General features: G+C 59.0%; 23 protein-coding genes and 2 other RNA genes. 11 read left to right on the top strand and 14 right to left on the bottom strand.

Translation table 11 applies throughout. The annotated features are described in order from the left end of the window. Positions 1–40: 40 nt before the first annotated feature. The 3 genes from PZA18_RS11830 to PZA18_RS11820 all read right to left on the bottom strand — a co-directional run bounded on the left by PZA18_RS11830 (position 41) and on the right by PZA18_RS11820 (position 3080). Positions 41–772 carry a substrate-binding periplasmic protein gene (locus PZA18_RS11830; RefSeq protein ID WP_284101053.1) on the bottom strand — a complete coding sequence of 244 codons (732 nt, stop codon included), beginning with the start codon at positions 770–772 and terminating at the stop codon, positions 41–43. A 239-nt stretch (positions 773–1011) separates the two neighbouring features. After that, positions 1012–1800: a carbohydrate-binding protein gene (locus PZA18_RS11825; RefSeq protein WP_284101052.1), complete on the bottom strand. Its 789-nt coding sequence runs from the start codon at positions 1798–1800 to the stop codon at positions 1012–1014. A gap of 341 nt (positions 1801–2141) precedes the next feature. Beyond that, positions 2142–3080 carry a dienelactone hydrolase family protein gene (locus PZA18_RS11820; RefSeq protein WP_284101051.1) on the bottom strand — a complete coding sequence of 313 codons (939 nt, stop codon included), beginning with the start codon at positions 3078–3080 and terminating at the stop codon, positions 2142–2144. 313 nt (positions 3081–3393) lie between these two features. Here PZA18_RS11820 and PZA18_RS11815 point away from each other — a divergent pair, with 313 nt between their 5' ends. Then, complete coding sequence (locus tag PZA18_RS11815; protein ID WP_284101050.1) at positions 3394–3936, top strand: hypothetical protein; 543 nt, start codon at positions 3394–3396, stop codon at positions 3934–3936. 57 nt (positions 3937–3993) lie between these two features. Here PZA18_RS11815 and PZA18_RS11810 read toward each other — a convergent pair whose 3' ends face one another. Further along, entirely contained in the window at positions 3994–4614 is a 621-nt protein-coding gene (locus tag PZA18_RS11810) for a TetR/AcrR family transcriptional regulator (protein WP_284101049.1), read from the bottom strand. 116 nt (positions 4615–4730) lie between these two features. On the opposite strand from PZA18_RS11810, the gene PZA18_RS11805 reads away from it, so the two are divergent. The 9 genes from PZA18_RS11805 (at position 4731) to PZA18_RS11765 (ending at position 12219) form a co-directional block, all read left to right on the top strand. Further along, positions 4731–6038, top strand: coding sequence for an NAD(P)/FAD-dependent oxidoreductase (locus PZA18_RS11805; RefSeq protein ID WP_284101048.1), 1308 nt, complete (start codon positions 4731–4733; stop codon positions 6036–6038). Between the two features lies 1 nt (position 6039). Next, complete coding sequence (locus tag PZA18_RS11800) at positions 6040–6861, top strand: DUF1365 domain-containing protein (protein WP_284101047.1); 822 nt, start codon at positions 6040–6042, stop codon at positions 6859–6861. After that, positions 6858–8072 (top strand): SAM-dependent methyltransferase, encoded by a 1215-nt coding sequence (locus PZA18_RS11795; RefSeq protein WP_284101046.1) that lies wholly within the window; start codon positions 6858–6860, stop codon positions 8070–8072. Before PZA18_RS11800 ends, PZA18_RS11795 begins: the two co-directional genes overlap by 4 nt. Further along, a complete protein-coding gene (locus tag PZA18_RS11790; protein WP_284101045.1) occupies positions 8038–8598 on the top strand; it encodes a chalcone isomerase family protein in 561 nt (186 codons plus the stop codon). Before PZA18_RS11795 ends, PZA18_RS11790 begins: the two co-directional genes overlap by 35 nt. Continuing rightward, the gene (locus PZA18_RS11785; protein WP_284101044.1) at positions 8595–9857 is read left to right on the top strand and encodes an MFS transporter; all 1263 of its coding nucleotides are present in this window, start codon (positions 8595–8597) and stop codon (positions 9855–9857) included. The genes PZA18_RS11790 and PZA18_RS11785 overlap by 4 nt, the downstream gene beginning before the upstream one ends. Beyond that, complete coding sequence (locus tag PZA18_RS11780) at positions 9854–10387, top strand: DUF3833 domain-containing protein (protein WP_284101043.1); 534 nt, start codon at positions 9854–9856, stop codon at positions 10385–10387. The genes PZA18_RS11785 and PZA18_RS11780 overlap by 4 nt, the downstream gene beginning before the upstream one ends. 4 nt (positions 10388–10391) lie before the next feature. Further along, positions 10392–11177, top strand: a complete 786-nt coding sequence (locus tag PZA18_RS11775; protein WP_284101042.1) for an SDR family NAD(P)-dependent oxidoreductase — start codon at positions 10392–10394, stop codon at positions 11175–11177. Next, positions 11174–11590 carry a nuclear transport factor 2 family protein gene (locus PZA18_RS11770; RefSeq protein ID WP_284101041.1) on the top strand — a complete coding sequence of 139 codons (417 nt, stop codon included), beginning with the start codon at positions 11174–11176 and terminating at the stop codon, positions 11588–11590. Before PZA18_RS11775 ends, PZA18_RS11770 begins: the two co-directional genes overlap by 4 nt. Before the next feature lie 89 nt (positions 11591–11679). After that, positions 11680–12219 carry an agenet domain-containing protein gene (locus tag PZA18_RS11765; RefSeq protein ID WP_284101040.1) on the top strand — a complete coding sequence of 180 codons (540 nt, stop codon included), beginning with the start codon at positions 11680–11682 and terminating at the stop codon, positions 12217–12219. 96 nt (positions 12220–12315) lie between these two features. On the opposite strand, the gene PZA18_RS11760 is transcribed toward PZA18_RS11765, so the two are convergent. The 10 genes from PZA18_RS11760 to PZA18_RS11715 form a co-directional block, all read right to left on the bottom strand. Then, the gene (locus PZA18_RS11760) at positions 12316–12729 is read right to left on the bottom strand and encodes a CesT family type III secretion system chaperone (protein ID WP_284101039.1); all 414 of its coding nucleotides are present in this window, start codon (positions 12727–12729) and stop codon (positions 12316–12318) included. Next, the gene (locus PZA18_RS11755) at positions 12726–13688 is read right to left on the bottom strand and encodes a YopT-type cysteine protease domain-containing protein (RefSeq protein WP_284101038.1); all 963 of its coding nucleotides are present in this window, start codon (positions 13686–13688) and stop codon (positions 12726–12728) included. Before PZA18_RS11755 ends, PZA18_RS11760 begins: the two co-directional genes overlap by 4 nt. 328 nt (positions 13689–14016) lie before the next feature. Beyond that, a complete protein-coding gene (locus PZA18_RS11750) occupies positions 14017–16173 on the bottom strand; it encodes a DUF4135 domain-containing protein (protein WP_284101037.1) in 2157 nt (718 codons plus the stop codon). 11 nt (positions 16174–16184) lie between these two features. Next, the gene (locus PZA18_RS11745; protein ID WP_284101036.1) at positions 16185–16682 is read right to left on the bottom strand and encodes a type III secretion system chaperone; all 498 of its coding nucleotides are present in this window, start codon (positions 16680–16682) and stop codon (positions 16185–16187) included. A 132-nt stretch (positions 16683–16814) separates the two neighbouring features. Continuing rightward, positions 16815–18566, bottom strand: a complete 1752-nt coding sequence (locus PZA18_RS11740; protein WP_284101035.1) for an ABC transporter ATP-binding protein — start codon at positions 18564–18566, stop codon at positions 16815–16817. Between the two features lie 64 nt (positions 18567–18630). After that, positions 18631–18706: non-coding RNA, sX9 sRNA (locus tag PZA18_RS11735), on the bottom strand. Between the two features lie 78 nt (positions 18707–18784). Then, a non-coding RNA gene (locus tag PZA18_RS11730) (sX9 sRNA) lies at positions 18785–18878 on the bottom strand. Between the two features lie 60 nt (positions 18879–18938). Then, positions 18939–19808: a DMT family transporter gene (locus PZA18_RS11725; RefSeq protein ID WP_284101034.1), complete on the bottom strand. Its 870-nt coding sequence runs from the start codon at positions 19806–19808 to the stop codon at positions 18939–18941. A gap of 63 nt (positions 19809–19871) precedes the next feature. Then, positions 19872–21614, bottom strand: coding sequence for an ABC transporter transmembrane domain-containing protein (locus PZA18_RS11720; protein WP_284101033.1), 1743 nt, complete (start codon positions 21612–21614; stop codon positions 19872–19874). Positions 21615–21865: 251 nt separating this feature from the next. Next, positions 21866–22300 carry a rhodanese-like domain-containing protein gene (locus PZA18_RS11715; RefSeq protein ID WP_284101032.1) on the bottom strand — a complete coding sequence of 145 codons (435 nt, stop codon included), beginning with the start codon at positions 22298–22300 and terminating at the stop codon, positions 21866–21868. Between the two features lie 99 nt (positions 22301–22399). On the opposite strand from PZA18_RS11715, the gene ftrA reads away from it, so the two are divergent. Beyond that, positions 22400–23452, top strand: coding sequence for a transcriptional regulator FtrA (ftrA, locus tag PZA18_RS11710; RefSeq protein ID WP_284101031.1), 1053 nt, complete (start codon positions 22400–22402; stop codon positions 23450–23452). Positions 23453–23633 lie beyond the last annotated feature (181 nt).

Genomic DNA, 23633 nt, shown 5'->3' with positions numbered 1-23633 from the left:
GCAACACCTACGCCCAAGCCATCACGCTCGGGACGGCGGCTTACTTCCAGCGATCAACAATCTGCTTGTAGGTGCCATCTTTCTGGATAGCGTCCATGCCCTTATTGAAGGCATCCACGATCTTCTGGTTGTCTGGTCGCTTTTGTGAGAAGGCAATATAGAGCTCGGGCACGGCGGTTTCACCCACCGCTTTGAACTTACCGGCAAAGTCCTTCTCGTTCTTTTTGAAGACCGCATCAGCCACTTTCTCGTAGGCCACCATGTATTCAACACGGCCAGCGGCCAACTTACGGAAGCCTTGTTCATCCTGGTTCGACACGCTGCGCCGTATCTTGGTGTTGCGGTCAAACTCTTCCCCATATTCGTAATCATTGGTCACGCCCACGTCCTTACCCTCCAGGTCTTTGGTCGTGAGCCCGCTCTGCTTCGAATCAGCTCTAGCGTAAATGGCAATGCGGGCCTTGAACAAAGGCTGCTTGTGCCACAGGTATTCTTTTTCCAGCGTGCTGTTGCGTGCTGTATCAAAACAGCCTGCCACTTCGCCCGACTTTGCCATCGCCATGCAGCGCGCATAAGGCAAGGATTCGAATTTCACATCGATACCTGCTGCTTTGAATGCCGCCCCGACGATGTCCACCGCCATGCCTTTGGCCTGGCCATTTACCTTGCCGGAATAGGGGTACCAGTCGTCCTCCGCCCCGATGGAAACCGTCTCGGCCAAACATAGCGGCGTCAAAGCGACAAAGGCTGCCGCAAGCAGTACTTTCTTCATGGAAACACCTCTTGAAGGGTGAATAAGTCTGAATTTGCCTGATCCGGGTTTGCATCAGCGCAAGCCGAACGGCACCTTCTCGACAGCCCTGCCATCACATCGGGCCACCTGCTTGGGTTTTAGCAGACGGAACCCGACTATTCACGGTGAATTCACTGCATTCGACAAAACCAGATCAACGCCAATGAAAAAGGCCGCCAATCTCACAGACTGGCGGCTTTTTTCCATACACAGACGATTTAACTCGGGCGTAGCAAAGTAGTACGGTAATTGCGGCCGAAATTATTATCCCAATATGTCTGGCCATCCACCTTGTATTTAATTGCGTACTCTACCTGATTAGCGCTGCCGACATCCAGATAATAAGACCAGATTTCAAAGCCGGTGGGGGATGGATTATCGACATGCGCATACTGCCCCATCCAATACCATTGCGAATACTGGGCCTGAGCAACTTTGACAGTTTGCCAGTTATCGATTGAATAATGTACCTGCACTTCTTTATGCGGTGCGATATTCCGCAACACCACGGTTCCACCCAGCAAATTTCCGTAGAAATAGTTGTTTACCGGGTAATAGGCGTTGTTATACACCTCGACACCATAGAGATTTTCGCCCGCATTGGCGGCCATACGATAATTGGCACCCTGATTATTATCCCAATAATCGGTGCCATTTACGGTATAACGAATCGCATATTCGAGGTCGATAGGGCTCAGTGGCTGGCCATCCTGTGAGCGATAGCGGCCGATATTGCCAGTCCAGATTTCCCTTCCCTCTTCTGCCTTACGCGAAAAGCTGAGTGCCGAATCACGCCAGCTGCCGTCAGCATCACGATAGCGAATCGATACCGACTTTTCATAACCCAGGTCTTTTACCTTGACATCAAACCCCGTATTTTGCCAGGTAAAACCATATTTACTGCCAATCGAGCTATTTGCCCTGATCAATTTGACTTCATCAGCCGAATAAGCCAGAAGAGGAGATAACCATGCCGCCAGCGCCAATACACGAATCATTCTTTTCATCTTGAGTGCTCCGTCAAATTATTTATTAGGCATTTTGCGAAACTTGTGCAACGCAACATTCATTGTATCGACGATTTTTAACGTACCCAATAGTAACCGCACTACGTAGTTATGCCCCACGCATTACAGACCAATACTTATCTGCCATTTTCCAGCTGAATTTAAAGTTGATTGAAGTTCAGAGGCCGAGTCATCTGCCCAGTTTGAATGCTGCAAATAAACAGCTGGGAATTCCGATTCTCGGACTCCCTCACCTTTTCTTTACCCACAAAAACCAGCGCCCAGTCAGTTTATCTGGCTGGGCGCGAGGCGAATCGCCTGGTTGTTGCGACGATCTTCCTTTATTGCAGTAACTGGTTCAGCGTTGCCATGGCCGCTGCATCACCTTGCTGTTTGGCACAGGCATCGGGCGTGCTGACGGTGCTGACGCAGGTCCCCCCTGCCATATCAAAGCTATGGGCAGCGCCGGTATAGACGGTAAGTGTCACCGGATTGCCGTTGCCATCGCCCGCACCAAACTGGATGGCGCGATCCTGGCGTGTGGTGCACTTGTACTGCAGCGCAAAGGTGTTCTTGCTGGCGTCGTAATACAACGGATCGGCGCTGCCGTGCAGAATGCTGACGGCGCCATAAGGCCGCCATTTGCTGAAAGTGATGCCGTTATAGGCGCTGTTCAGCCCGCATCCGGGGTAAAACGCGACGCCGCCCCGGAATGGCCGGGCAGCCGCTTCGGGCTTGGGCGTCACGCCATCAGGCAGGGTATCTGCCAGGGTGGCCAGCACGGTGCTGGCGCCATGCGACCAGCCAAGCACGCCGATGCGGTCGGTACGCACCCGATCGGTCAAACCTTGCAGATATTGATGTGCCGCCATGGCATCAAGCGGGCGTTCCGTCACCTCGGAGATCCCCACGCCAGCGCCATTATTGCACTCGCTTTGGTTTTGCCCGGCGGGCTTGCGAGGCGTGAAGCTATCAACCAGCAAGGCCACATAACCCGCTGCCGTCAGCCGATCTGCCCACTCGCGGAACAGGCTCTGAATGTTGCTGAATTGGGCATTCGGCAGACTATTGCTATAGATGCCGCTGCAGCCATGCAGCATGACCACTGCCGGAAAACGCTGATTGCTACCTGGAACCCAGGAAGCTGGCGTGAACAGCTTGGCGGGAATATTCCGGCCTTCGCTATTCTGAAATGAAACGGACTGAGGCTCACTATTCCAGGCCAGGGCAGGAACAGCGGTAGAGATCAGCAGCGCAGCAAACAGGGAACGATGTGACATGGGTAAGCTCCGGGACGAGGTTCTGTTGAGGTTAGGTTTGCAGTCGCGTTTTGCCGGAAAACGGCCTGGAACAAGGCGCAGAGCGTGCCGCATCGTCATTCTATGCAAGCACTCTGCAACGCAGGGTTAGGCCGTTTTCCGGCAAAACGCGGCTGCAAACCTAACGTCAAAAAAACCTAAATTAGCCAATGCGAATGTTGTGCATGGTAGAGAACCGGAGTCCTGCGGTGATACGCACAAATACGGCGTATTCGTTGACATTATTGGCAAAGCAGCGGGACAGCTGACTCTTGCTTTCAGAGGAATGGCTGCTATGGCGTATCAATGTGAATGCGGGAAGGCACTGGATCTAGCCGAGCAGCTCGACAGCCTGCCCACGGAGGCTTGCGGCCAGAGCGGGCACCTTTGCACCCGCTGCCTGCAATGTGGGCAATCCATAGAAATCCAGCTACACACCGGCCAATATGAAGTCGGCTATAGCTATTGGGCGGGCAGCATGCACTTTGATCCGGTCCATAGCGTTACCGTACACGGCCTGAAAATTGTTGGGGCCGAACCGGATGGGCTGGAAGTCAGCCTTGGCGAGCGGCGCTGGCAATTTGGCATCAGCACGCCATCGCGCCAGCGCTACATCCTGTTTGAAAACGCCTTTGCCAGCGACAAATGTCTGGCTGAGCTGGATTTCGAGCAATGGCAGGTGAGGGTCGAAGCTGTAGAACGCGCCGGCACGCGTCATCCCCCCACGGCAGACTTCCGATTGCAGGCCGGCGACTTCCTGCATTTGTGCGGCCCTGCGCCGGCACTGGTGCGCGCCTGGCATTATCTGAATGACGGCAAATCGGCGCGGCCACGTTAGGCGTAACAAGCCCCCGGCTTGGCAAGGGACCGCCCCAGCCAGGCTGTTTTGAGGTGCTTATTGGGCTGCCGGCCTGGCCAGACCTTCAAAGCACACCGAGAGCATATGCGCGACGATGGCATCGTCCTGCATATCGGCGTAGAGCCGCAGATATTCGACTGCCGGGTCGCAGGTGCGTGCGTAGTAGCTGAACAGGATCACATCGTCGGGCAGATCCGCACGCAATCCCCCCTGTTTTTTGCCCGCCTGCACGGTTGCCTTAAGCTGGTTGTTGAGCCTGAGCACCTTGGTGACGTAACCAAGATTGCGCGTCAGCATCTCGCGCACGGTGGGGCTGGTCGAAGGCAGGAAAGGCAGTCCACCCCCCAACCGCACCCGTAAAGCCCACTCCAGCAGAGCGCTCAGACGCTCGACCGGCCCCAACTCTTTGGCCAGCCCATCCCAGAACTCCAGCGCGCCGTCGATCAGGCGGATCATCGCCGCGCCCACCAGCTCATCTTTCGACTTGAAATGCTTATACAGACTCGGCTTTGAAATGCCGACTTCGGCCGCGACATCGTCCATCGTCATCAGGTCGAAGCCCTTGCTGGCGAGGATACGGGTCGCGGCATCAAGAATGGCGTCTTCACGCAACTTGAACGCCTGATCCTTGAAACTGATTCTGCCAAAAATACTCATTGGTAATTTCTTTTACTGTGTAGTAGATTAGCTACTGAAGAGTAGCAATTCACATCTTAGCAGCTTGCAAGCCGCTATTTGTAAAAAGAAACCAAGTCACTGTCAGGATCGCCACCATGCCAACCACCAGCGCCCCTTATCAGCCTCAAGCCGACTGCGGTCAGCGCGTTGCCGTGATTGGTGCCGGCATCTCTGGCCTGGCCAGCGCCTGGCTGCTGGCGCCGCACTATCAGGTCACCCTCTTCGAGGCCAATAGCTACCCTGGAGGCCACACCAACACCGTCGAGATCGACCTCGAAGGCCGGCAACATCCGGTTGATACCGGTTTTCTGGTTTTTAACGATCGGACCTACCCCAACCTGATTGCACTATTTGCCGAGCTGGACGTCTCGATTCACGCCAGCGAGATGTCGTTCGCCGTATCGCTCGACCAAGGGCGGCGCGAATGGGCCGGCACAGACTTGAACGGTGTCTTTGCCCAGCGCAGCAACCTGCTGTCACCGGGATTCTGGTCCATGCTGCGTGACATTCTGCGTTTCAACCGTCTGGCCGAGCCCTACCTGGCACGCTGTCTGCAGGATGGCGCGACACTGGGCCAGCTGCTGGACACCGAGCGCTATGGCACGAGTTTCCGCGATTGGTATCTGCTGCCGATGGCAGCCGCCATCTGGTCGAGTGCGCCCCGCGATATTCTGGATTTTCCGGCAGCGACGTTTCTACGCTTCTGCCTGAATCATGCCCTGCTGCAGATCAATGGCCGACCGCAATGGAAAACCGTACTTGGTGGTGGCAGAGAATATGTGAAACGGATGCTGCACCGGCTGCCCGACCTGCGCCTGAGCAGCCCGGTGCGGCAAATACGGCGACACGGCGAAGGGGTTTCGATACAGACCGACTGGGGCAGTGAGCACTTCGACGCCGTGATTCTGGCCACCCACGCCCCGGATAGCCTGCGCCTGCTGGCCAATCCGAGTGCCGAGGAAGTCGCAGTTCTCGGCGCTATCCGCTACCAGCCGAATCTGGCGATTCTGCACACCGACCCTGCCTTGCTGCCGCAACGTCGATCGGTATGGTCGGCCTGGAACTACCTTGGCAGTAGCGGGCAGAACGGTGAGCAGCCGGTGTGCGTCAGCTATTTGCTGAACCGTTTACAGCCGCTACCGTTTACGCAGCCTGTCGTGGTCACCCTGAACCCGACTCAAGAGCCGGCCAGCCGCCATGAGTTGGCACGGTTCCACTACGACCACCCAGTCTTCGACAGCGCCGCCATTGCAGCACAGCACCAGCTCACCCGTTTGCAGGGGCATCAGCGCTGCTGGTTTGCAGGGGCATGGGGGGGTTATGGCTTTCATGAAGACGGACTGAAGTCGGGCTTGCGCGTGGCCGCAGATTTCGTCCGGCTACCGGAATGGGCGAGGGTGTGAAATGGATGCCTTCCTGATTGATGGTCAGGTCATGCACGAGCGGCTACGCCCCTGGCGCAACCGCTTCGTCTACCGGATTTTTTGCCTGCGAGTACGGCTGGATCGGCTGGATGTGCTGACACAGCGCTGGTTCGGCGTTGACTGCTGGAGACCGCTCAGCCTGTACCGCCGCGACTATGGCCCACGGGATGGCAGCGACCTCAGCGTCTGGATGCAGGCGCTGCTGGCGGAGCATGGCCTGCCGCCGGCCAGCCAGATCTGGTTGCAGACCTTTCCCCGCGTCTTCGGCTACGCCTTCAACCCGGTGAGCTTCTGGTACTGCCACGATGCCGATCAGACCCTGCGGGCTGTGCTGGCCGAGGTCAACAATACCTTTGGCGAACGTCATTGCTATCTGCTGACGGCAGCAGATCGTGGGCCGTTGGGTGAGGACAGCCCCATCCACTGCCGCAAGCTCATGCATGTGTCGCCATTCTGCCGCGTAGTGGGCCACTACCAATTCAGACTGCGGGAGCGCCCCACGACGGCGCTGATGTCGATCGACTACTACGATAACGCCGGCTTATTGATCCGCACGGCCGTGGGAGGACACCGGCATCCATTCAGTGCAGCCAATCTGCGGCGCGCAGTGCTGGGACGCCCCTGGCTCACACTGGCCATCATCGCCCGCATCCACTGGCAAGCTCTCCGGCTGTGGTGGCACAAAGTCCCGTTCTTCCGCAAACCCGAACCACCCAGACAGGGGTCAAGCCGTAGCGTCGAAACGGCCAAGCCGGACGCCCCTTCCTTGCCGATCCCCCTCTCGACAGGAGTCGATCCATGAGCACTCAACAACACGTCTCCCGCAGTTTTGCTGCGATTCCGCCCATGGCACGGGTCTTTCTGGCGATGCTGGAGCGGATCAAGGTTGGCCATCTGAGCCTGATCACCCCTGATGGCGAACGCATGCTGTTTGGCGATGCCCGTCACGAACCCTGGGCCATCGTCACGCTGCACGACTGGCGAGCCTGTGGCCGGATTCTGTCTGCCGGGGATATTGGTTTTGCCGAGGCTTATCGCCAGGGCTGGATAGACTCGCCGGACCTGACCAGCCTGCTCCGGCTGGCACTGCAGAACGAAGCGGCACTCCGTTCGGCCATCACTGGCGGCTGGCTGTCACAGCTCTGGTACAACCTGCTGCATCGTCTGCGCCCCAACAGCCGACGAGGCAGCCGGCGCAATATTCACGCCCACTACGACATCGGCAATGCGTTCTACCAGCGTTGGCTGGACGAGAGCTGGACCTATTCCAGCGCAATCTTCGAAGACGACAGGCAGCGCTCGCTGCCGGCCGCACAGGCCGCCAAATATCAACGCATCGTTGACACGCTGGGCTTACATGCCGGCATGAAGGTACTGGAAGTCGGCTGCGGCTGGGGCGGGTTCGCCGAACACGCCGCCCGGCTTGGTATCGCGGTTCATGGCATTACCATTTCACCCTCGCAACTCGAAATCGCCAGGCAGCGGGTAGCCCAGGCCGGTCTGGAACAGCTGGCAACGCTGGAACTGCGCGACTATCGCGACCTGTCTGGCGAATACGACGCCATTGTCTCGATCGAGATGTTCGAAGCCGTCGGCGAGCAGTACTGGGATGGCTACTTCGAAACCTTGCGGCGCTGCCTGAAGCCGGGCGGCAAGGCATTGGTACAGTCGATCACCCTCTGCGAATCTCGCTTCCTCAGCTATCGGCGCAGCAGCGACTTCATACGCGAATTCATCTTCCTCGGCGGCATGCTGCCAAGCCCCGAGCGCTTCGCAGCCCATGCGGCACGGCGCGGCCTGAGCCTGCGCAGCCAGTATGCCTTTGGCCACGACTATGCCGAGACCCTGCGTCGCTGGCGGGCGAATTTCGAAGACCAGCTGGAGGCAATCCGTAACCAGGGTTTCGATGAAACCTTCATCCGCACCTGGCGCCTGTACTTCACCTACTGCGAAGCCGGCTTCGACGAGGAGCGTACCGATGTGGTCCAGTTCGAGTTGCAACGCCGGGACTAAGCCCCGCCTTCGCGCCTGGGCTTGGGTGCTGTCAGCCTGGATGGCCGCCGGCATCGCCGACGCCAGCTGGCGTGAAGTAGTGAACCCCGCACAACGGGCAGGTGGCGGCGACTTTCGCTGGTTCGGCTTTCGCATCTACACCGCCGAACTCTGGACCAGCCGTCTCCCCTTCGATGCCAGTCAGCCATACGCCCTGCGGCTGACTTATCACCGCGCCATCAGCCGCGATCAGTTTGTGGATACCAGTCTCGACGAGATCAAGCGTACCCGCAGCGAGCCCCCCGACCCGGAACGGCTCAAACGCTGGCGCAGCCTGATGCAGAGTGCGTTTGTCGATGTCGCCCCCAATGACCAGATCACCGGTCTGCATCTGCCGGGACGCGGCGTGCGTTTCTATTATCAGGACAGGCAGACGGCCGATATCAACGACGCCGAGTTTGCCCAAGCTTTCTTCGCCATCTGGCTCTCCCCTGCCAGTCGCGATCAGGATTTGCGCAACAGCCTGCTGGGCAAGGCCGCGCCATGAAAACCCGACAACTGGCCGCCTATGGCGCACTCGGCCTGCCTCTGGCTTTTGCGGCGCTACCTTTATATGTGCTGGTGCCAGACTTCTATAGCCGTCAGCTTGGCCTCGCCTTGCCGGTGATTGGCAGCGTGCTGTTCTTCACACGGCTGCTCGACACCTTGCAAGACCCGTTTCTGGGGCTTTGGGTCGATAGACTGGCCCAGCGCCGGCAGCTGGCGAGCGCCCTCAAGCTGGCGATGCTGCTGCTCGGCGCGGGCTTCGTTACGCTCTGGCAAGCACCGGGCGGCAGTCCTCATCTGGCGACTTGGCTGAGTCTGTCGCTGGTGACGGTGTATCTTGGCCACTCCTTCCTGAATATTGCCCTGATGGCGTGGGGTAGCCGGCTAAGCCCCAACCCGGACGACCTCGCCCGCGCCGCCGCCTGGCGCGAAGGCTGTGCGCTGGTCGGGGTGATTCTGGCCTCCCTCCTGCCAACGGTATTGCTGCAGTGGTCAAGCCAGGGCATGGCGGTGTTCAGCGGTTTATTCGGACTATTGCTGATGGCCGGCGTCGGCATGCTGCTGACACAGGCCCCCCCCTGGCAGATTAGTCACGCCCAACAGCGTCCCCGTTGGCAGCTGGGGTGGCAGGATCGCGCCATCAGTCGTCTGCTGGCCGCGTTTTTCCTGAACGGTCTGGCATCGGCAATTGCCGCCACACTCTCGCTGTTTTTCATTGCCGATCATCTGGCCGCCAAGCCGTGGTCTGGCCTGTTTCTGGCGATCTACTTTCTGGCCGGTGCCATCAGTCTGCCGGGTTGGGTTGGGCTTTCCCGCCAGATTGGCGCCGCAGCCAGCTGGCGCTGTGCCATGACATTGGCGCTGCTGGCGTTTGCCGGCGTCGGCATGCTCGGCCCCGGTGACCTGTGGGCCTATGGCCTGATCTGCCTGTTCACCGGCCTGGCGCTTGGCGCGGATCTGGCCCTTCCTCCCGTCCTGCTGGCTGCCCGCCTGCCAGCCAGCGAGCCGATGGCCGCCTGGTTTGGCGTCTGGTCGTTGCTGGCCAAGCTCACGCTGGCACTGGCCGGGCTGCTGTTGCCACTGTTGAGCTATCTGCATTACCAGCCCGGTGTTGCAGGCAGCACCAGCGCCTTGGTCTGGCTCTACGGCGGCCTGCCCTGTCTGTGCAAGCTGCTGGCGTTGGGCTTGATGGTCGAACGCGCTACAGATCGGCAGCCGCGCCCGGCTGCCGCCATCGCAGAAACCGGAGGTACACCATGAAACCGTTGCTGATCGCCCTGGCCTGCCTGGGCCTGACCGGTTGCGCCGGTCCCGCTGTGCAGCATTACGCGGCACAACAACCGACGCTGGATCTGGTGCGGTACTTTGAAGGCAAAACCACGGCCTGGGGCATGTTCCAGCAGCGCGATGGAGAGGTCGTCAAACGCTTCCGTGTCGATCTGGAGGGTCGCTTCGATGGTCAGAAACTGGTACTGCGCGAAGACTTTCATTACAGCGACGGCAGCACCCAGCAGCGCATCTGGACGTTGCAACGACAAGCGGATGGTCGATGGCGCGGCACCGCAGCGGATGTCGTCGGCGAGGCCATCGGCGAGATGGCTGGCAATGCGCTCAACTGGCGCTATCGGCTGCGGCTGCCCGTGGATGGCACGGTTTATGAGGTCGATTTCGACGACTGGATGTATCTGATCGACGAACAGACCCTGGTCAACCGGGCCAGCCTGCGCAAATTCGGCATCGAGTTGGGTCAGGTCACGCTGTTTTTCCGTCGCCCCGCCAGCAGGGAGTAGCATCATGTGGTTCCGCTCACTCAACCCCAAACTCACGGACTGGCGCGGTCGCCGCGTCTGGATTGTCGGCAGCTCGACAGGCATCGGCGCGGCGCTGGCCCAGCATCTGGGGCGACAGGGCGCCCGACTGGCGCTGTCTGCCCGCAACCGCGATGCCCTGCTGTATACGGCCAGGGCGCTACCGGATGCCTTGATTCTGCCGATGGACGTCAGCATTGCCGGCCATTGGCACGCCACCCATCGCCAGATCATCGAGCAGTGGTCACAACTGGACATGGTGGTGTTCTGCGCCGCCAGCTACCAGCAGGAACGCTCCTGGCAGGTTGAAGGCTGCAGTGCGCGCCAAACCATCGAAGTCAATCTCACCAGCATTTACTACGGTCTGGAAGTCATTCTGCCGACCTTGCTGGCGCAACAGTCCGGCAGCCTCGTCCTGATTGCCAGTGTTGCCGGCTACATGGGCCTGCCCAATGCCAGCGTCTATGGCCCAACCAAGGCAGCACTGATCAATCTGGCCGAGCTGCTGTACGCCGATCTGCATCCGAAGGGACTGGGCATTTATCTGGTCAACCCAGGATTTGTGCGCACCCCGCTGACCGCCCGGAACCAGTTTCATATGCCAGCCCTGCAAACACCGGAGCAAGCCGCCAGCGCCATCGTGCAAGGTCTGGCACAAGGCCGGTTTGAAATCGACTTTCCCAAGCGCTTTACCCGACCCATGAAATGGGCCAGCCTGCTACCGTATCGTTGGCGCTTTGCCTTGATGAACCAACTTCTGCATCTGACATGAACTCGCTCGACGCCTTACTCGACTGGTATAGCCAGCTCAGCCCGACCAGCCTGCAGCAGATAGGGCAGTTCTATACGCCAGACGCCCGTTTCAAAGACCCCTTCAACGACGTGACGGGTATTGCCGCCATCCAGCAGATTTTCGAGCATATGTTCAGCCATACCGACGGCCCCCGCTTTGTCATCATCGACCAGCTGGCCAATACCGAGCAGGCTTTCGTCACCTGGGATTTTCATTGCGGGGTGCGGGGCCGCCAGCTATGCATGCGCGGTGCCAGCCAGCTGCGGTTTGCCGCAGATGGCCGCATCGTCCTGCATCGGGATTACTGGGACCCGGCTGAAGAACTGTGGCAGCAACTACCCCTGCTGGGAGGACCAGTGCGCTGGCTGCGGCGCCGCTTCAGCGCGAGCTGATGCGGTTTGCGACAGGCGACAGAACCAATCCCTCGCGCTACCATCCAAGTAGATAACTGTGTGTTTTCAATCGAAAACAGGGGATGCGCATGAATACAAGAATCCTGCCGGTGCTTGGTCTGGCCCTGCTGGGCAGCCTGAGTAGCACCGCCTTTGCCGATGTCTGCGAGCCGGGTGAACGTCTGGAAGTTGAATGGAAAGGCCGTTGGGTCGAGGCCTCGGCCCTCAGCAATAATGCAGCTGGCGACCGCTGTCTGGTGCGGTATCGCGACGGCAATGACACGCTGGAGGAATGGGTCGAGTCACGCTGGATCCGCCATGTCGTTGCACCGCGTGTCGTCTATCGCGAAACCAGCCGGGTGTATGAAGAGCCGGTCCGGGTCTATAGCAGCCCCGTCACCACCTACTACGAAACCAGCAGCCCCAGCATTACCTATCGCTACGAAACTTACAGCCCGAGTGTCATCGTAGAAGATCGCCGCAGCAGCTCATCATTTGGCTGGGGCGTTGCATTGGGAATGGGCCTGGGGATTCTTGGCAGCTATCACTACGACCGAGGCTGGCACCACGGCCGTTATCGGGGCGGTTATTACGGCGGCTACTACAGTTGGCGCGGCCACTGGCGCTGAGCAAACAGCGCTACTGACGTATCCCGCCAGCGCCACCCCACTCCAACAACAAGGCCGCGCAGCTCACGCTGGCGGCCTTGTGTCTATTCAGGATTTTCAAGCCCGCTGTAACAATCCCGAACCGGCCCCTGATGGCTCAGGTGGGGTTGAGACTTTTGTATTGGAGGACTGCATCCGCAGCTCGGCATCATCAATAAAGCGCTCAAGCCAGGACTCCAGAGACGGCTGATCCAGGTTCGACAAACATTGCTGTGACCAAAGAATCGCCTGACCATCGAGCGTGCCCTGCACATGGGCTGGCCACTGCGCGCCGAACAGATTGTCACTCTGCGCAATATCCGGCCCCAGTTCGCAATACAACTGCAGCCATTGCTCCTGATAGCAGCCGATCAGCACCTGCAGGCGCCCATCGACCTCCAGCGTGTACACATCATCTTCATTGGGCGCTGCACTGACACCCAAACGGCTCAGCAGCCCTTCGACCAGCTCGTGATAAGTCAGTGGGCTCATGCTTCAGCCCTCCTGAAACTTTGAACCTCATACTTCTGGCCCAAACCGATTTCCAGGTTGTATTTCGAACCCGACCAGAATGACTCGGTAAACCAGTTTGAAAAGCTCTCTTTATTGGGGAAATGGAATTCGCCGAAGTTGGGGTCGAAAAAGGTGACGCCATGCTGTTCATCGACATGCGCAGCAACCGTGTGCGCCGCCATCTTGCCCATGAGGCTGATCTTTTTGTATCCCGAGCCATCGCCCTGCGTATCCAGAATCGCTGCAACCAGGCGCGCCGGCCCCTGGGCTCCGGTTTCTCCCAAAGCCGGCGGAATGGGGTAACCAAATTTATTCATCCTGGGCACTAGCTGCCGGTCTTTGAGCCAGTCGTGCGTGACCCGTGACTGATCCACATCCTCTTTCATGCCATCCATTTGCAGCTGTTTGACCGATACCAGCGTATCAATCTGGAACTGCCCTTTCTGCCCACCGGTATAGAGTTTGTCGAACAAACGCTCGCCTTTGGCATGACTGCTGATCCAGTGCGCCGAGATGGACTCACACACCCCGCCAGCCGTCTCGCTGTGCTTCATGATCTCGTCCAGAAAAGTGCCTTTGGTTTGCGCAAACTTGAAATTGACCTGACCACCGTGGCGAGACACTGAGTCACGCACGGTGCCAAGCGACATGCGCACGCCGAGATGAATCAGACGATCCTTGATCATGCTGAAGCGAAAACCACTGGTCGGATTCGGCTTGCCGTCGCTGGTCAGCTCCCGATCAAGCAGCGAGCGTCCCGGCATATTGCGCTGGATCGCAGAGGAGAGGCGCGCCCACAGGCCGGAGCGAGGGCTGGCAGCCTGCACGTCCCGTTTGGCCAGGGGGCCATCATGGGAAACGACCGCTACCGGGGTATCTGGCACATTGGGAGCAGTGGTCGCAGGAAGAAATGGCGAGCTGATGCTGGAAATAGTCATAGCGTTTAATAACAAAGAGATAAGTGAAATTTCTATGGCCTGATGGCTAATTCGTTAACTGATGTAGTTGTAACGATCACTATAAAAGAGTTCACTCTCTTTCAAGCCGATTACCGAATGCCCCAGAACTATTAAACTTTTATTTATCAAAAACTTGCCATAAAAAGGTAATGGCATTTCTGGATACCAGCCGCCGTTTGCCGCGAATGGCCCTTGATGCATGCCAAAAAAACGACGCCCACCGGCGCCGCTTTGCAATGTGTCGCTGTTAGTTTTCCAGGTGTTGGATTCTGGTGGAACCCAACACCTGGATCAGAGCAAGTCGTCATCACCGGGTAAAGTCAGTACCCAGCTGCCGCATGTCTGCCAAACCGTCCTCTGTGGTAAGTGACTGAATCTTGGCGGTGGCTACCGCCAGGCCGTCATAGCCATAGGGATGTTGGTCGCCTTGGTTGACCTCATGAGCACCATCACGGTCATGGTGATAAACCGTCTCGCCGTCGCCCAAAGCACGGGAGTAATAGGCCACATCGCCAATCATGAAATCGCTCTTCATGGTGGCGCCAAATACCCCTTCCATACCGTTCACATCAAACAAGGCATCCTTGTCACCCTGCAGGAATTGAGAATTGACCGCATTATCGGGTGTCCTATCGGAGTTGAGTTTGCTGTTCTCGAGCTTCTGCAGCTGGGCCATCGTCGCAACCGGGTGATAACGCACATGCATATCATTGAACTCGGCAGTCAGATCTTGCAGAGCCTGGTTATTGTCGGCATTGGCAAAGTTATCAAGCACCTGGTTATAGCCGGTCGCAAAACTGGCCTTGCTCTGTGCATTCCAGGCGACGGGATGCCCATTCAACTCGACAAAGTTGGCAGTGGAATTGGTCTCGACGTTGCCGCGCGGCGTGATTCTGCCGTTCTCATCCAGTCCGTAGGGCACGATGTAGTCGTTTTCCGTGCGTGAGGTCAACGCCCGGTCAAACCCGGTTGCACCGATTGACGGTAGCGAACCATCGTTCCTCGGCCCCAGGCTCTTGCTGAAGGAAATCTCGAGATCAGTCAGATACGGCCGGCCGCCCGAAACAATCACATTGCCCTGATGCAGATCGGTCGCGCCGAACAGATGCGCCACCGCGCCCAGCTTGCCCATATCGCTGTAGTAGCGATCAACCTCACCCTGCTCGTTCAGCTGATAATCGGCCGCCTGATGATCAAGAAACTGGCTGTAGCCATAGTGGTGGTCGTCTTCTGATTTAAGCAGGTAGCTATAAGTGGGGAGCGCATGCTCTTCCCCCAGCTGTTCATTGAGCAAGCCCACAACCGACTGGCCATTTCCACCCACATTGGGCGTGCCCACCAATTTGGCATCCACCCGGCAATCGCGCGGCTTGTAGACAACCTTGCTGGCATCCTCGCCATTCTCGCCATGAGCAAAAGTCAGGATCAGCACCTTCTGGCCGCCGTGGTGTGGATCGCTACCGGTGATGTGAATATCGGTAATCGCGGCGTTATCGGCATTGCCAAGGAAGGTCGCTGCAATATCATTGCGATCTGTCTGGACCCTGCCCAACACCTCGTTGATATTCCGGGCAAAGCCCACCACATTGTTCTGCAGCAGGTGGAAGGTGTTCAGGTTGGCCGAGAAAAATGCTTTGGGGTCTTGCTGTATCGTATTGACGACCTCTTGCTGGCTCTGCCCCGCCTTATTGAGCAAGGCGCCAGCCACCACGCCGTCCATCTGCTTGGCTAGTTGCGCACCCACTCTTGCCAGCAGCGGGCAACCATCCCGCTGGTCGGCAGCAGACACGCTATCCACCACATTCAACAAGGCATCTTTAAGGAAACTTTCGTATACCCGCGCCCGGTCGCCATCAGGAAAGCGATTGTCTTGGCGCAACTGGGTAATCGTGTCGTTAACCAGCTGCACCTTGGCCACATCGGCAGCCACCAAGCTACTGGTCAGGTGGGTTGCGGTTTGGTCTATCGCCATTTCGCCTGAAGCCCGATAAGCCCCGACGATGCCGTTGGCCATTTCCGTACGGTTCTGGCCGGTCATTCCCAGTACATTGGGCCGGTCGTTCAAGGCACGCGCTTCCCGCACTGAAAGCTTCCAGTTGCCACGGTCGCCAATCGGCGCATCGTTCGCATCGGCCATTGCCTGAGTTCTGGCTTGCGCCACCCCTTCCGTAATCGCCTCTTTGGTAACTTGCTTGACCGAGGCCGAGGAAAGTGGCCGGCTGTGGTCAGGATGCAAATCCGCACGGGACGGAAATACCTGATCCGCAATCGGCGCCGTAAATTCTCTCTGAATCGCAGAACCAAACTCGGAACGGATGGTGCCGTTTTCAGCCTGCAATGTGGCGTTGCGCTTAAAGAAGGTCCCGGAGTTATGGGAGATGGCGTCATCCCCACTCTTGGTCAAACGGGGGGCGTTTTCATGTGCCTGAGCGGTATTGACAAAGGTATTGAGCTGAATCGTCATTGCCGTGCCCCTTACGCGCGAAACTGCATGGCGAAGTCCATGCCGAGGGTGCGGCCATATTGGTTCAGCTCTGCGTGTGGCGCCGCGCTGGCGCCCGCACCAGACTGGATATCCCGCAGGCGGCTGGTCCAGTCGTTAGTGGTATCAAAAAACCATTGCGCCAGCTCGCGAGTTGTAGACTCGTCGAGCCTTGCTACCGGATGCTGATAGTTGAGAACGGCAACGCTGCCGCTGCTATCCAGAGCCAGCGTAGCGCCGCCTGTTTCCTTCCAAAACAGATTGGCTTTGAGCATAGCTGCCATCACCTCGGCCCGGCTGCCGTCAGCAAGGGTGCCAACCGGCGAAAACAATACGAGATTCTCATTCGCCGGGTTCCAGCCAAAATTGATGACGACCGAATCATCAATCACCACCTGACAAGCGCCATCGGCTTCAGGCGTCAGTGCCTCAAGGCCAAACGCTTTGGCGAAGTGACCCATAACTTCAGTAAATACAGAGGGAAAGGACATTTGGAATTTCCTTGGTTCAAAGTGTTAAGTGCGATTTCTATAGCCAGATGGCAATTCTGTTAACTGGATTGTATGTAACGATTACCAACAAAACAGTTCACCGGCTCCTAACAAATTGCCTGACAAACCAACCTAATCCCCCAGTTGCTGCAACAGATACAGCCGCTGATAAATCCCCCGGTCTATCGCCATCAAGCCTTCATGATTACCCTCTTCGGCAATCCGGCCGTGGTTGAGCACAATGATGCGGTCTGCGTCGCGGATGGTGGAAAGCCGATGGGCAATCGCAATCAACGTAACGTTGCCTCGCAAGGCGTTGAGGGCTTGCTGCACGATCTGCTCGGTCTCGCTATCGATATGCGCCGTGGCCTCATCCAGAAACAGGATGCGCGGCTTGCCAGCCAATGCCCGCGCGATCGCCAGCAGCTGCTTCTGACCCACAGAGAGCTTGGCCCCCCCTTCACCCAGGGGCGTGGCATAGCCCTGCTCCAGCGCCAGGATGAAGTCGTGACAGCGAGCGGCCTTGGCAGCGGTTTCGATCTCGATATCGCTCAACCCGCGCCCCATATCAATATTCTCGCGAGCGCTGGCTGCCAGCAGGAAGGGGTCTTGTGGCACCAGCCCGATCTGGGAGCGAAAGGTCTCTTCGGCAATCTCGTTCAGCGCTACACCGTCGATTTCGATGCGCCCGGACTGTGCCGTGTAGAAGCGCAGCAACAGCGATAGCAAGGTGGATTTACCGCTACCGGTATGCCCCACCACCCCGTAAAAGCTGCCAGCCGGAATCTGCAGGCTAAGGTCGTGGATCACCGGGGTTTCGGGGCTATAGCCAAAGCTCAGATCGCAAATCTGCACCGCGCCGTTGCCAATGCGGGCCTGGCCCTGAGCGGCATCGGCCGTCGTTTCCTGGAGTAATGCGTTGACACGGGCCGCAGCGGCGACCGACTGCTGCAGCATGCTGAACTGCATGGTGATCTGGATCAGCGGCTCGACCACGCGCCCCATATAGCTGACGAAGGCGTACAGAATGCCGACTTCCATCCCGCTCAGCTCACGCAGGCCAAACACAAAGATGACGATGGCGAGCAGCGTGACATTCAGAAGATCGAGTGCAGGCCGCAACAGCCAGGCATTGGCGCGCAATTCAGCCATGCGGGCGGTGTAGTGGGCCTGGTTGGTATCGAGAAAGCGCTGGCTGAAGCGGCCTTCCGCATTGGCGGCCTGCAGCACGTTCATGCCGGCGATGCTCTCGCTGATCTGGGCATTGATATCACTACGCAGCTCGCGGGCGCGGGCCACGGCCGGACCGCTCCAGCGCTGATAGAACCAGACGATGACGACGACAGCCGGTACCAGCACCGATACGATCAGCATCAGCCGCAGGTCCAGCCAGGCCATCGCACCCAAGGCACCCAGCAATACGATGCAGCTATCGAGCAGGATGAACAGCACCTGCACATAGAGCGCTTTCACCGCCTCAGTGTCGTTGGTCACTCGGCTCACCAGCTGACCGGTGATGGCTTTGTCGAAAAACGCCATCGGCAGTCGCAGGACGTGGTCATAGACCTCTGCCCGCAGGCGACGTACCGAGCGCATGGCGACGCCAGCCAGCCGGACCAGTTGCAGATAGCGCAAACCTGTCGCAATCCAGCCCGTGACCAACCCTCCACCTAGCAACAGGATCAGCGACGGCCAATCCAGTTGGCGAGGCAGCAGATGGTCGTCGATGAAGTGGCGGCTCAGGACCGGCCCGAGTGCTTCCAGTCCAGCTGCCACCAACAACCAGGCCAGACCCAGCCATAGATGGCGAGACTCCGGCGCAGCCGCCCGGCTCAGCAGCTGGATGGCTTGGCGTTTGTCGTTAGGGGGGCTTGGGTGGGTCATGGAATATCCTGTTTACTTGGTTTTGATTGGCGCCAAGGGCGTACCACCGGTAAAGCGCAGAAACTGCTCAGCAAACTGCGCGCGCAGTCGTCAGCCTGGGGAGGACAGCGCGCAGGAACCGGAATGTATGAGTGATACATGAGGATTCCGATGACGGCAGTTCTTGGCAAGCATAGCGAGCCTAGAACGCCGCCATGCAGGGCTCACTGCCCGACCCCGGATCACGGCCGCGCAACCTCTCCACAAACTGAGCGAGCGATCGTCAGCCGGGGGAGGACAGCGCGCAGGAACCGGAATGTATGAGTGATACATGAGGATTCCGAGCACTGCCCGACTCCGGATCACGGCCGCGCAGCCAGTTTGTACTGGTTTTCAGGCAAAGGCGATCAGTACGACGCCTACTACCATCAATCCCGCCCCCGCCAGCCGGCTATACAGATCTTCTTCTTTCAACAGCTGTGCGGCCATGGCGGTGCCCAGCAGCATCGACAGCTCACGCGTAGGCGCGACGTAACTGAGCGGTGCCCGTTGCATGGCATACAGCACCAGCGTATAGGCCGCCGGCGACAGCAGACCGATGACCAGGGCCTCGCGCCAGTAACGGTGCCAGTGCGCGACCAGAACCTGCCGGGCTTTCAGTGCCACGGGCATCAGTAGCAGAATGCGGATGAACAGGCTGGACGCATAGTAGAACAGCGGCGGCACCTTCAACGTCTTGATCGCCCAGCCATCGAGCACGGTGTAGGCCGCAATGAACAGCCCGGTAATGCCGCCCCACATCAAACCCGCCCGCAACTTGGGTTCGTGCTGGCGAAACAGCTTGCCCGCCCCTGCCACCACAAACACCCCACCGACAACCGCCAGGATGCCAACCATCCCTAACGGGCTTGGCCATTCATGCAGCACCAGCACCGCCCCCACCAACGACAGCATGGGACCGGAACCACGGGCGATCGGGTAGACAATCGAGAAGTCGCTTTCGCGGTAGCCGCGCTGCAGGACCAGTGAATACACAACATGCAGAATGGCACTCAAGGTCATGGCCAGCCCAACCTGCCAGTTGAGCGCCTGCGAATGTTGTTGCCACTCCCACCAGGCCAGCGGCGAGGAAGCCAGCACGCTGATCAGGCAGGTGGTCCAGACAAAACCGGCGCCACCTGCCGAGGCTCTTTTGGCTGCCAGGTTCCATAAGGCATGCAGCAAGGCGCCGCTGACAACCAGAAGCAGGGCTAATGAGTCCATTGCCCGTTCCCCCGGTCTGTTACTGTGGTGGCGCAGGAATATGCGCCGACTTTCATAATGGCATCAGAGCGCATCCAGGCTGGCCTCCAGTTGCTGATAGCGCCACTGGCTGGCATACCAGCCATCCAGCGCTACCAGGGCTTCGTGCTGGCCAGCTTCGGTAATCTGCCCTTCGCGTAATACCAGGATCTGGTCCGCATCCATAACGGCGGACAGACGGTGGCTGATGATGATGACGGTACGCCCCCGCCGTGCCTCGCGCAGGTTGCCAAGAATACGGGTCTCGGTTTCGGTATCGACGGCAGACAGCGCGTCATCCAGCAGCAGCAAAGGCGCATCGGCCAACAGCGCGCGAGCAATGGCCACTCGCTGTCGCTGCCCACCCGAAAGGGTGACGCCGCGCTCACCAACAGGTGTGTCATAGCCTTTGGGCAAGCGCAGAATGTCATCGTGCACCGACGCCAGACGGGCGACGCTCTCGATTTCCTGCCGGCTGGCGCCCGGCTTGCCCAGCGCAATATTGTCGGCTACCGAGGCGCTGAACAGAAACGACTCTTGCGGCACCCAGGCCATCGCCTGGTGCAGCGCTTCGAGCTGATAATCTTCAAGAGCGTGGCCATTCCAGTGCAGCCGACCGGATTGCGGCGCGTATTGGCGCAACAGCAGGCGAACCAGGGTGGATTTGCCCGCACCGGTGGGACCGACGATCCCTAGCGTCTGCCCTGGCGCCACCGTTAGCGAAACCCCGCTGACGGCATGGCCTTGCTGACCGGGATAGCTGAACTGCACAGCCTGCATCGCCAACACCCCAGGCACCACCGGTGCCAGCGTGCCGTGGTCGTCGATCGACAGCGGCTCGTTCAGGATGGGCTGAATACGCTCCCAGGCGGCGCGCCCGCGTTCGATCAGCGAGATTACCCAGCCGGATGCAAACATCGGCCAGACCAGCAAACCCAGATACATGCTGAAGCTGGTGAGCTTGCCGATAGTCAGGCTGCCATGCCAGACGAAATAGCCGCCAACCGCCAGTGTCAGCACCACCGCTGTCGTCATGGCCACGCCCACCACCGGCTCGAATGCGGCCTCCCAGCGCTGGGCGTTCAGGCTGGCCTGAGCCGCCCGCTCAGTCAGCCCGGCAAACTCGGCAGCCGTACGTCGTTCCAGGCCCAGGGCACGCACGGTGCGCACCCCACTCAGGGTTTCCTGCACATGGTCGTTAAGGTCGGAAAAGCGCGCCAGGGCATCACGGCTGGCCAGATGCACCTTGGTCGAGATGTACTTGTAAGCCATCCCCATCAGCGGAAAAGGCAGCAGCGCAACCAGCGTCAGCCGCCAGTCCACGCCCAGCGACATCATGGCCAGCACCAGCAGCAGCGTCAGCAAGCCATCGAAGCCCGCCAGCAGACCTTCGCCCAGCGCCATTTCCACGGCATCCACATCGTTGGTTGCCAGGGCCATCAGGTCACCGGTGCGACTCTTCTGAAAGAAGCCGGGGCCCTGCATGGCCAGCCGCTGATAAAAGCGGCTGCGCAGTTGCACCCCCAGCTGGTAGGAAGCCGAAAACAGCTGAAGACGCCAGCCAACCCGGAACAGATAGATCAGCCCCCCCATGGCCACAATGCTGGCGAGCTGCCACCACAGCGCCGGGCCGGTAAGCTTGGCTGCCACCAGACCATCCACCATGGCGCCCACCTTGCGAGGGATCAATACATTGAGAGAAGCGATACCTGCCAGCATCAAGGCTGACAGTAGATAGGGCCGCCAGTGCTGGCGGACAAAACCACCGATCAACTGAAAGAGTGTCATGAGCTTGCCTTGCCGGGTGGGTCTGCCGACCATCGCAGGATGCAACGGTCAGGCAGCCCGGCATTCTAGGCCGTGTTGACGCATTTTTGTGGATCGCGTTGCCACGCCAACCGGCTTGGAGGATCACTCGGGACACTTTGCCCAGCCCCCTTCAAGCTGCGTTGTCCGTCGCAAAATCCACCGTTTGGACTAGGTTCTGTTGACGTAAGGTTTACGGTCGCGTCGGATCACCGATGATGCCCGCTGGCAACTCAGCAGGCACAGGCAATGCCATCCTGGCGCGAGTCGGCCGCATCGCCAGTCAGGCTCAAACCTTCATCGAGCCAACCCGTCACGCCGCCAATCATTTCCTTCACGGCAAAACCCAGTTGTGCCAGTTTGAGTGCCGCCTTATGCACGCCATTGCAGTGAGGGCCGGCACAGTAGACCACGAACAGCGTATCGGCCGGGTACGCTGCCATGAATTCAGCCGTCATCTGCCGGTGTGGGATATTGATCGCGCCCGGTACGTGGCCAGCGGCATACGCTTCTGGCCCGCGCGCATCGACCAGAATGAAATCGGCAGTCCCCTGCTGTTGACAGGCATGGACATCGGAGCAATCCGTCTCAAAGGCCAGACGGGCGGAAAAGTGGGCAATAGCTGCCTGCCGGCTGGCGGCGGGGGTCAGACTGACAAGGCTGGGCATGGCGTGACTCCTAATGAAAACAATGACGAACGTCACTGTATCGCCCCAGGGATTCGCGCTAAAGTGGCGGATAAGACAACATGCGGTGGATATTCGCCAATGACACTTACTTCCTCTCCAACCGCCGGGCCTGGGCTGGTCGTCGTCCTGGCTTATGACGGGCTCTGTACTTTCGAATTTGGCATCGCCATTGAGGTCTTCGCCTTGCCGCGCCCCGAATTTGACTTCCCTTGGTACCGCTGTGTCGTTGCCAGCGTCGATCCCATGCCACTACGGGCGATGGGGGGTATCCGGGTTGAGGTGGATGGAGGCCTGGAATTGCTGGAACAGGCGCAAACAGTGGTCATTCCTGGCTGGCGCCATCGCGACGAGCCGCCCCCTGCTGCATTGCTGCAGGCGCTGAAAGCAGCCCACGCACGGGGCGCACGCATCCTGACCATTTGTTCCGGGGTATTCGTGCTGGCTGCCACCGGCTTGCTGGATGGACTCCACGCGACCACCCATTGGTATCACGCGGAAGTTCTGGCGCAACGCTATCCGCAAATCAGCGTTGACCCGGACGTGCTGTATATCGACAACGGCCAGCTGATTACTTCGGCCGGTAGCGTGGCGGGCCTGGATGCCTGCCTGCATCTGGTGGAACGTGATTTTGGTGCCCGCGTCACCAATAGCGTAGCGCGACGACTGGTGATGGCCCCACAACGCAGCGGAGGTCAGGCGCAGTTCATCCCAGCGCCGGTGCCTCAGACCTCGCGGGCAGATCTCGCCCCCTTGCTTGAATGGGTACGCCAGCATCTGAACGAACCATTTGGCGTACGAGAACTGGCCAGTCGTGCCGCGATGAGTGAACGTACCTTTCTGCGCCGATTCAGCGACGCCACCGGCATGTCCCCCAAAGACTGGCTGCGACAAGAACGCCTGCGGCGAGCCCGCGATCTGCTGGAGAGCAGCGATGAATCGCCCGACCGCATCGCTGAGCGTTGTGGCTTTCGTTCGCCCGAGACGTTCCGCTCAGCTTTTCGTGAGGCACTAGGCCTCTCTCCCACGGCCTATCGCATGCGCTTTCGCAAACCAGCCGCTTTATCGCCCAAGCGAGCGACGCCCCTTTCAGCCCCAGCACAGCTGATTGGCGACGGGCCTCAAGCCATGTAGAGATGCCGTGCCAGCGGGTAGCTGGCTGCGAATTCCGCCCGCGCATCGAAAGTCCGACAGGCTGCTAGGCTCTGTTGACGTTTTGTTTCCGGTCGCGCCGGGTCGAGTTTTGGGGCAGGGCTAGGCAGGGTAAGTGCAGTTTAGCGAGCTAAATAAACGAACCCTAACGACGCCCTGCCCC

The organism is Parachitinimonas caeni (assembly GCF_030129945.1).
Classification (GTDB): Bacteria; Pseudomonadota; Gammaproteobacteria; order Burkholderiales; family Chitinimonadaceae; genus Parachitinimonas; species Parachitinimonas caeni.
This window is presented reverse-complemented; position numbering and strand designations above follow the sequence as displayed.